General features: G+C 57.3%; 1 pseudogene. It reads right to left on the bottom strand.

What is annotated here, in order from left to right:
* Nucleotides 1–393: pseudogene (locus tag DY467_RS26925) on the bottom strand (IS110 family transposase); the annotation flags it as partial.

Below are 393 nucleotides of genomic sequence, written 5' to 3'. Positions count from 1 at the left end.
GTATCATCTGCGGCAGCGATCGCCTCGACCTCCCGGATGATCTCGGCAATCCTGGCCTCCAGTCGGAGGTCCTCAAATAGGCTGGCAAGTAGCCTGCGCATCGCCGGGGTCAAATCGTTCGACTCGTCGGCCTACACCTTCAGGAGATCAATTTTGAACTTGCCGGTGCCCGGATGTATCGCGATTCTATACTCCAGGCAGAATGCGCGCATCTGGCAGATAACCTCGCGTGCACTGAGCCACTAGCTGATCGCGACCCCGATGGAGCGCCTGTAGGTCAATCTGATCGGGCGATCGAATTTCAACGAACCGCATCGTCGGGCGTGACACCGCTTCCGCAATCGCTTCCGCGTCGATGATGTCGTTCTTGTTGGACTTGATATACGGCTTGAC

The sequence above is a fragment of the Rhodopseudomonas sp. BR0G17 genome (assembly GCF_010907025.1).
Classification (GTDB): Bacteria; Pseudomonadota; Alphaproteobacteria; order Rhizobiales; family Xanthobacteraceae; genus Rhodopseudomonas; species Rhodopseudomonas palustris_H.
This window is presented reverse-complemented; position numbering and strand designations above follow the sequence as displayed.